Source organism: Candidatus Nomurabacteria bacterium, assembly GCA_020847275.1.
GTDB lineage: Bacteria > Patescibacteriota > Minisyncoccia > Phycocordibacterales > JACOZG01 > JADLCI01.
The window spans coordinates 289,795-296,217 of record JADLCI010000007.1 but is presented as its reverse complement, the minus strand read 5'-3'; the positions used below and the strand labels follow the sequence as shown (position 1 = coordinate 296,217).

Here is a 6,423-nt window from a genome sequence, read left to right as displayed (position 1 = left end):
TTGTTTAATTCTTTCATTTTTGTTAAATTAAAGCCGTATTCCTTAAGGAATCATTCCGCGGTAGCTCAGTGGTAGAGCGATCGCCTGTTAAGCGATTGGTCGTAGGTTCGAATCCTACCCGCGGAGCCGAGGCTAATTTTACTTAAAAAGATGATATTCTTTTGATTATGAATAACTTGAAAAAGAAAATCGATTACATTTCTCGTTTTTTAGGAGGATTTTTTGGATTGGTAGGATTGGTGGTTTTGTTTGTAAATTGGAAATTAGGGGTTACCCTGCTAATGGTGTATTACTTGTTCGCCACCGCTTCAATATGGCTGATGGACGATGACGTTCCAGGGGGTACAAGGATAGAAGTGGCTGATTCAGTTAAAAATATAGTTGCTGTTGGTAAAAAAAGAGCAAGTGTGTTTGCCTTGATAGGAGTTACCCTGACCTTGCTAGTGTGGTTTTATTTTTAAGGTAACGGTGACTAGCGGGCTGGGATCAGAGGGATGATGGAACACGGGCAGACTATCATTTGTAGACTCAATGACAGTCTGCGCTTCGAGACCCCGTCGCAATATGCGACGGGGTCTTTTTCACCAGATGATCCTTTGTGGGCCACTCATTGACAAATAAAATTCTTTATGATTGTCTGTAGGTAGTGTACCTTGTAAGAAACGGATCTAAACATCTTTGCCATAAGGAGGCTTCTCGTGAAATTAAAAGCAATTGATTTGTCAGAAAAACGCCGCCGAACAGGCATGGAGGATCGTCACACGATTGCGGTGCCATTTGGTGAGCATGGTCTAGCTTTTGGTGGTGTCTATGATGGCCATGGTGGCCCCCTCATTGCTAGTATGGCTTGTACAAAAATTCCAGATTTATTCAGGAATGCACTTGAGCGTCTTGCCCCTATCGGAGCCTTACGTTCCGCCTACTATCACCTGGCCAAAGAGACGAGGGACATAAAGTTGAAGACCGGGGCCTGCGCCGCGAATTTCTTCATTACCGAAAGTGAAATTTTCTTTGCCAATGTTGGTGACTGTCGAATCGTGGTTGTCGGTGAAAACCTCACGCAACTTACAGTGGACCATCGTATTACCAACAAGGTGGAGTGTGCGAGAGTTCTCAAAAAAGGTGCGGATCTCGCTCCACCATACATGCGCTATGGTGGGCGCGGCATCATGATAACTCGGGCCTTTGGCGATTACGACCTCAAGCCCGGTGGTCACAGTGACCGTCCTTTTGTGGGTGTTCGTAAGATCGAAAGAGGGGATCGGTTTTTGGTTGCGGCGACCGATGGCTTATTTGACAAGGTAGATAACAACACAGTTCTCGATTTGTCTCGTCGTGCTCAATCAGCCGAGGACTTTCTAGAGCTCCTTCACACTGAGGTCAATCTGAAAGATGGTGGCGACAATTTAACGATTGTTGTTGTCGAATTTCAACACGACTAAATTACAAACCGCCTACTCAACGAAAAACCGCTGAGGGGCGGTTTTTCTTTATAATTGCCAAAAAGGTTTGAGTAACTGCAGTTCGTTATATAACTTGACATTATAATTATAGTGTGCTAAGTTATGGACAGACTTGAAACCGTGGGTTTCGGGTGAAAAAAGATCTTTCACAATCTCTACATAGGAGGATTTCGGCATGGAACTTTTGCGTGAGCGCAATATGCGTTGGTATCTTGGGGGACAGTTGGTCTCACTGACGGGGACAATGTTGCAGTCGGCCGTGCTTAGTCTGTTGATTATAGAGTTGACTAAGTCTCGGCCCGCCGATGCTGTTTTCTGGGTGGGTTTGGTCTGGGCCCTTAATTTCTTGCCCGGGGCGGCAACCGTCCTTGTCACGGGTATCTACATTGACCGTTGGGATAAGAGTCGGGTTCTCAAGATCACATCGATTTTGGGAATGTTACAGTCTTTCGCCTTGGCCTTGTTGGTCGCGACCAATATGATCACGGTTTGGTGGATCTGTGTCTTGGCCCTACTGATGGGAGCTATCAGTGCTTTCGATGGTCCAGCGCGGAACGCGATTATCAAGGAGGCCGTTCTAGACGGGAGAAACGTTATATCAGCCGGTGCCGCCTTCAACTCGCTCTACAATCTGGCGAACATTGTTGGACCCGGTCTAGCTGGGCCACTTGTCCTGACGATTGGGTACGGCTGGAGCTTCACTATCAACGGGCTCTCATTTGCCGCAGTGATTCTGGCGCTGATGAAGATGAGTTTCGAGCATCTCGGCGAGAAGGCGTCGGTTGCAAATAGCCAAGTCAAAGTTTGGGATTTGGCGAAAGAGGGTTTCCGACACGTATTTGAGAAGCCGAACCTGCAACTTTGCATCGTTCTCTCCGCGTCCATCTGTATCTTTGGCTTTTCCTACAACACAATCTTAGCGGTCGTCGCGAAGGAAATGTTTGTTGGGGATTATCACAAGATATACAGTTGGTTTGGGGTGGCAAGTGGGCTTGGTGGTTTTCTCGGTTCATTTGTTGCCGTGTTTTGGCTGAAGAGATTCTCGGTCAAATCTTCCGTGGTTGGTGGTTGCTTGCTCACCGGCAGTTGTTTGGTTGGGTTTGCCCACACTAGTTCCTTGTGGCTGGGAATCCCTCTCGTGTTCTGGTCGGGTTTCGGTTTTATGCTTAGCTTCTCGCCTCTACGGGGAGCGGTGATGCATTTGGCCAGTCCACGGTTTATTGGTCGAGTCCTTGGTATCGCGCTGTTTTTCTTTTTCAGTGCGATGATGCTGGGGCCGTTCTTGATTGGTTTGTCGGCCAAGTATTGGGGCTGTCCAGTAGTACTGTTAACGAGTGGTGTTAGTCTGCTCGTGATTGCTGTGGCGACTCCGTTCCTTCCCGGCATCAACGAGATTGATAAGTAAATATGGCGGTAAATCTGCCAATCGGCGTATCCACATTGGGTCCGCCGATTTTTTATCTTTCAGGCAGACCTTACCCTTTTCCATCGTCAGGAGATTTGAATGACAATAAGAAGATAGTATAATCTAGTCTATGACCATCGTACAAATAATATTTTGGGTCTTATTGGCCGACAGTTTGATCGCTGGCTATATTACTTGGTTCGGGAATAGAAATTATTGGAATAATATGAAGTTCTTTAAAAGATTTATGCCTCTAACCAAGGGCTGGACAGCGTGGTATGTAATCCTGGTTCTCTTTATTGGTTGGGTTGTCTATTTTAATTTATGAAAAAAACAAAGATAACATACTATCTTTCGACAATATTATTGTCTGTGATGGTGCTTGTGGCGGCATACCTGGAATTATCGGGAAGTAAGGAGGCCTTAGACACAATCACAAGTTTGGGTTATCCAGAATATTTACTCTTCATATTGGGCGTCGCCAAGATTGCTGGGATCTTGGGAATTTGGCAGGGTAGAGTGAAATTCTTACGCGAATGGGCTTATGCTGGACTAGTAATTGATTTTGCCGGCGCCTTGTCGTCACATCTGTTTAGCTATCAGGGACCGGAAAAATACTCGGGATCGATCATTGCGATAATTCTGGTTGTCATTTCTTACTGGTCGTTTAAGAGATTACAGAGAGACGCCGAGATAAACAAATGACAGTCAACTATTTAGCCGTTTTGGTTGGTGCGGTTTTGTCCATGGTTGTTGGCGCAATTTGGTATGGGCCACTTTTTGGGAAAAAATGGCTTGAGATTGTTGGTGCTAGCGAAGTAGATTTAGAAACAAGAAGGCAGATGCAAAAAAGTGCTGGCCCATTGTATGTGGTGCAGTTTTTCCTAACCCTGTTTCAGGTATTAGTGTTGGCGATTCTGGTGAATAATGCTAATGCTTTTAGCGGAATATCAGTGAGTTTCTTGGTTTGGGCGGCATTTATCATGCCAACTGTTGCTGGGTGTGCGATGTGGACCAGCGAACCATCCAAACAGAAGTGGGCTCGTTTTCTCATTCAAGCGGGATACCAGCTAGTCCTTTTCATCATTTTCGGATTACTATTACAACTCTGGAAATAATGCCTCAGCCTTGACGTAACCTCTATTGGAGTTAAACTGGAAGTGGTATTAGCTCTTCTCTCTCAAATACACCGAAAGGAGGTGATTAGAATGAGTGAAAAAGAGTTTGTTGAGGCGGCCCAACGTGCTGGTTTGACGAGACAGGGAGAGGCGATTATGCGGAAGTTGTATGGACTGCCCTTTAATCCGAGGGATATTCCGTCGGACGAAGTGAGGGCACAAGAAATCTTTGAATCAGCTTGGGCGGAGTTTCAAAAAGGAAGGCGCGGACAATGTTGAACAGAGACAAAGTTTTTTCCCCAATCTCGGGCCGCTTCACGATATTCACTCGAATATACGGAAGCGGCTTTCTCTTGCTATAATAAAAAAATGAAAATCGTGATTCTGGGCGGTGGATTTGGCGGCATCAGGGCCGCCCTTGATTTAGCGAAGCAGAATTTACCCGACGTAAGGATTCAATTGATCAGCGATTTGCCGCACTTTGAATATCATGCGGCGCTCTATCGTGTTGTCACTGGACGTTCTCCGCTGCAGGTTTGTGTCCCACTTAGGGAAATCTTTCTTAATACGCCAGTTGATATATTGCGTGATCGGGTAAATAGGATTGATTTAGCTGGAAAAGTTTTGAGTGGCGAGTCTGGTTCGAGATATAGTTTTGACTACCTGGTCATCGCTCTTGGTAGTGAGACAAGTTATTTTGGTATCGGCGGTTTGCCGGAATTCTCCTTTGGCTTCAAATCAATTTCAGAAGCGCTACGTTTGAAACATCACCTGCACGAACTTTTCCACACTTGTGCGTCAGAGCAGGATAACGAGTCTAAGGTTTGCGGTAGCCACTTGGTGGTGGTTGGTGGTGGCGCTTCTGGTGTGGAATTAGCGGGGGAACTGGCTGTTTACAGTAAGGTTTTGGCCCAGAAACATGGACTGGACCCCACACTTATTACAATTGATTTAATCGAGGCCGCGCCACGGCTTTTGCCTATTTTATCGCCAAGTATTTCCGAGCAAGTTAAGGTTAGACTACACGGTCTGGGAGTCAATATATTTTTGAATCGGACTCTGATGAGTGAGGAAGTGGGAGAGATTAAACTGAAGGACATGTCGATTCAGGCGAAAACGATAATTTGGACTGCTGGCGTGAAGAATAATTCTCTGCTTGCGGGCGTAATCGGGTTGGAGTTTGATAAAAAGGGGAGAGTTATCGTTGATGAAACTTTGCGAGTCAAAAATTATCCCAATGTTTTTGTGATTGGCGATTCGGCGGCGATGCTGTATCCCGGTATGGCCCAAACTGCAGTAAGTAACGGCCGATATGTTGCTCGTGCGATTTCCAGTCTGGTCAATGGGAAATTATTGCCGAAATATAGACCCGAGAAACCATTTACCTCAGTTCCTGTTGGTCCTGGTTGGGCCGCCACATCCCTCGGCCACCTAACCATCTATGGTTGGCTTGGCTGGTGTTTTCGTCGCCTAGCTGATTTTAGGTATTTTTATTCCATTTTGCCTATGCACAAGGCTTTGTTGGCTTTTGGTAAGACCAGAGTACTATCCGAATCTTGTCCTGTTTGTAATCCTGACGGGCAGGTTGAGTTTAAATAGACAATATGATTCTTGTCACTCATGCGGTAGTAGGTGGTGCGATTGGTCAAGTAATCGGTAATCCGTCCCTGGCTTTTTCCGCCGGTTTTCTTTCTCACTTTATTCTTGATGCTATTCCGCACTGGGACTATCCGTTGGGTGCCAAGATTGGTGCGGCTCTAGATGTCGATATGAATATTTCGTCAAAATATTTTAAACACGACATTGCTAAGATTACTTTGGATATTCTGATTGGATTTATATTCGTTTATATTTTTCAGCTTTCCTTTTGGGCTGCCGCCGGAGCAATCTTTCCTGACTTTCTCCAGTTTGCTTACTTCAAACTTCGTTGGCGACCCTTGCGTTGGCTCCAGTCTTTCCATATCTGGATTCACAGCGACTTACGCTTAGACAGTAGACCAGTTTTTGGGCCACTTCTTCAGATTTTACTAATTATCGCGGTTATTGCTATAATTAGTTTATGAAAATGAATATTAAGGTGACCGGCATGGAATTGACGCCGGCAATCGAGTCCCATCTCCATGAGAAATTTTCTCAAGTGGAAAAGTTTTTAGGTTCTCGGGGCGGTAATGCTCGGGCCGAGATTGAGGTCGGTAAAACAACTCAACACCATAAACATGGAGACATTTTTCGGGCCGAGATCAATCTTCATTCCAGTGGCCAACATTTCTACTTTGATCACACGGCTGAGGATCTTTATGCCGCGATCGAGATCGTTAAAGATGGGGTGATTGGCGAGGTGAAGAATTCGAGTGAAAAAAGGCATACGCTTTTACGTCGAGGTGGTCGGAAAATTAAGGACATGTTGAGGGGCATCAATCCCTGGAGGAAATAGAGC

General features: G+C 45.6%; 9 protein-coding genes and 1 tRNA gene. All 10 read left to right on the top strand.

The features are described from left to right. The first annotated feature begins 54 nt into the window (after positions 1-54). The 10 genes from IT398_02935 to IT398_02890 all read left to right on the top strand — a co-directional run bounded on the left by IT398_02935 (position 55) and on the right by IT398_02890 (position 6,420). A tRNA-Asn gene (locus IT398_02935) sits at positions 55-126 on the top strand. Between the two features lie 41 nt (positions 127-167). Next, positions 168-461, top strand: coding sequence for a hypothetical protein (locus tag IT398_02930; GenBank protein MCC6290995.1), 294 nt, complete (start codon positions 168-170; stop codon positions 459-461). A 237-nt stretch (positions 462-698) separates the two neighbouring features. Then, on the top strand, positions 699-1,442 hold the full coding sequence (locus IT398_02925; GenBank protein ID MCC6290994.1) for a protein serine/threonine phosphatase 2C family protein: 744 nt from the start codon (positions 699-701) through the stop codon (positions 1,440-1,442). Positions 1,443-1,638: 196 nt separating this feature from the next. Beyond that, positions 1,639-2,868 (top strand): MFS transporter, encoded by a 1,230-nt coding sequence (locus IT398_02920; GenBank protein MCC6290993.1) that lies wholly within the window; start codon positions 1,639-1,641, stop codon positions 2,866-2,868. A gap of 324 nt (positions 2,869-3,192) precedes the next feature. Then, positions 3,193-3,573, top strand: coding sequence for a DoxX family protein (locus tag IT398_02915; protein ID MCC6290992.1), 381 nt, complete (start codon positions 3,193-3,195; stop codon positions 3,571-3,573). Continuing rightward, a complete protein-coding gene (locus IT398_02910) occupies positions 3,570-3,986 on the top strand; it encodes a DUF1761 domain-containing protein (protein MCC6290991.1) in 417 nt (138 codons plus the stop codon). Before IT398_02915 ends, IT398_02910 begins: the two co-directional genes overlap by 4 nt. 90 nt (positions 3,987-4,076) lie before the next feature. Continuing rightward, the gene (locus IT398_02905) at positions 4,077-4,265 is read left to right on the top strand and encodes a hypothetical protein (protein MCC6290990.1); all 189 of its coding nucleotides are present in this window, start codon (positions 4,077-4,079) and stop codon (positions 4,263-4,265) included. A gap of 90 nt (positions 4,266-4,355) precedes the next feature. Further along, complete coding sequence (locus IT398_02900) at positions 4,356-5,585, top strand: NAD(P)/FAD-dependent oxidoreductase (protein ID MCC6290989.1); 1,230 nt, start codon at positions 4,356-4,358, stop codon at positions 5,583-5,585. A gap of 5 nt (positions 5,586-5,590) precedes the next feature. After that, positions 5,591-6,049, top strand: coding sequence for a hypothetical protein (locus tag IT398_02895; GenBank protein MCC6290988.1), 459 nt, complete (start codon positions 5,591-5,593; stop codon positions 6,047-6,049). Next, the gene (locus tag IT398_02890) at positions 6,046-6,420 is read left to right on the top strand and encodes a ribosome-associated translation inhibitor RaiA (protein MCC6290987.1); all 375 of its coding nucleotides are present in this window, start codon (positions 6,046-6,048) and stop codon (positions 6,418-6,420) included. Before IT398_02895 ends, IT398_02890 begins: the two co-directional genes overlap by 4 nt. The last annotated feature ends 3 nt before the right edge of the window (positions 6,421-6,423 follow it).

What these genes read in the sequence shown, in the direction of transcription:
- IT398_02930 (MCC6290995.1), top strand. Translation starts at nt 168, where the DNA reads ATGAATAACTTGAAAAAGAAAATCGATTACATTTCTCGTTTTTTAGGA.
- IT398_02920 (MCC6290993.1), top strand. Translation starts at nt 1,639, where the DNA reads ATGGAACTTTTGCGTGAGCGCAATATGCGTTGGTATCTTGGGGGACAG.
- IT398_02915 (MCC6290992.1), top strand. Translation starts at nt 3,193, where the DNA reads ATGAAAAAAACAAAGATAACATACTATCTTTCGACAATATTATTGTCT.
- IT398_02910 (MCC6290991.1), top strand. Translation starts at nt 3,570, where the DNA reads ATGACAGTCAACTATTTAGCCGTTTTGGTTGGTGCGGTTTTGTCCATG.
- IT398_02905 (MCC6290990.1), top strand. Translation starts at nt 4,077, where the DNA reads ATGAGTGAAAAAGAGTTTGTTGAGGCGGCCCAACGTGCTGGTTTGACG.
- IT398_02900 (MCC6290989.1), top strand. Translation starts at nt 4,356, where the DNA reads ATGAAAATCGTGATTCTGGGCGGTGGATTTGGCGGCATCAGGGCCGCC.
- IT398_02895 (MCC6290988.1), top strand. Translation starts at nt 5,591, where the DNA reads ATGATTCTTGTCACTCATGCGGTAGTAGGTGGTGCGATTGGTCAAGTA.
- IT398_02890 (MCC6290987.1), top strand. Translation starts at nt 6,046, where the DNA reads ATGAAAATGAATATTAAGGTGACCGGCATGGAATTGACGCCGGCAATC.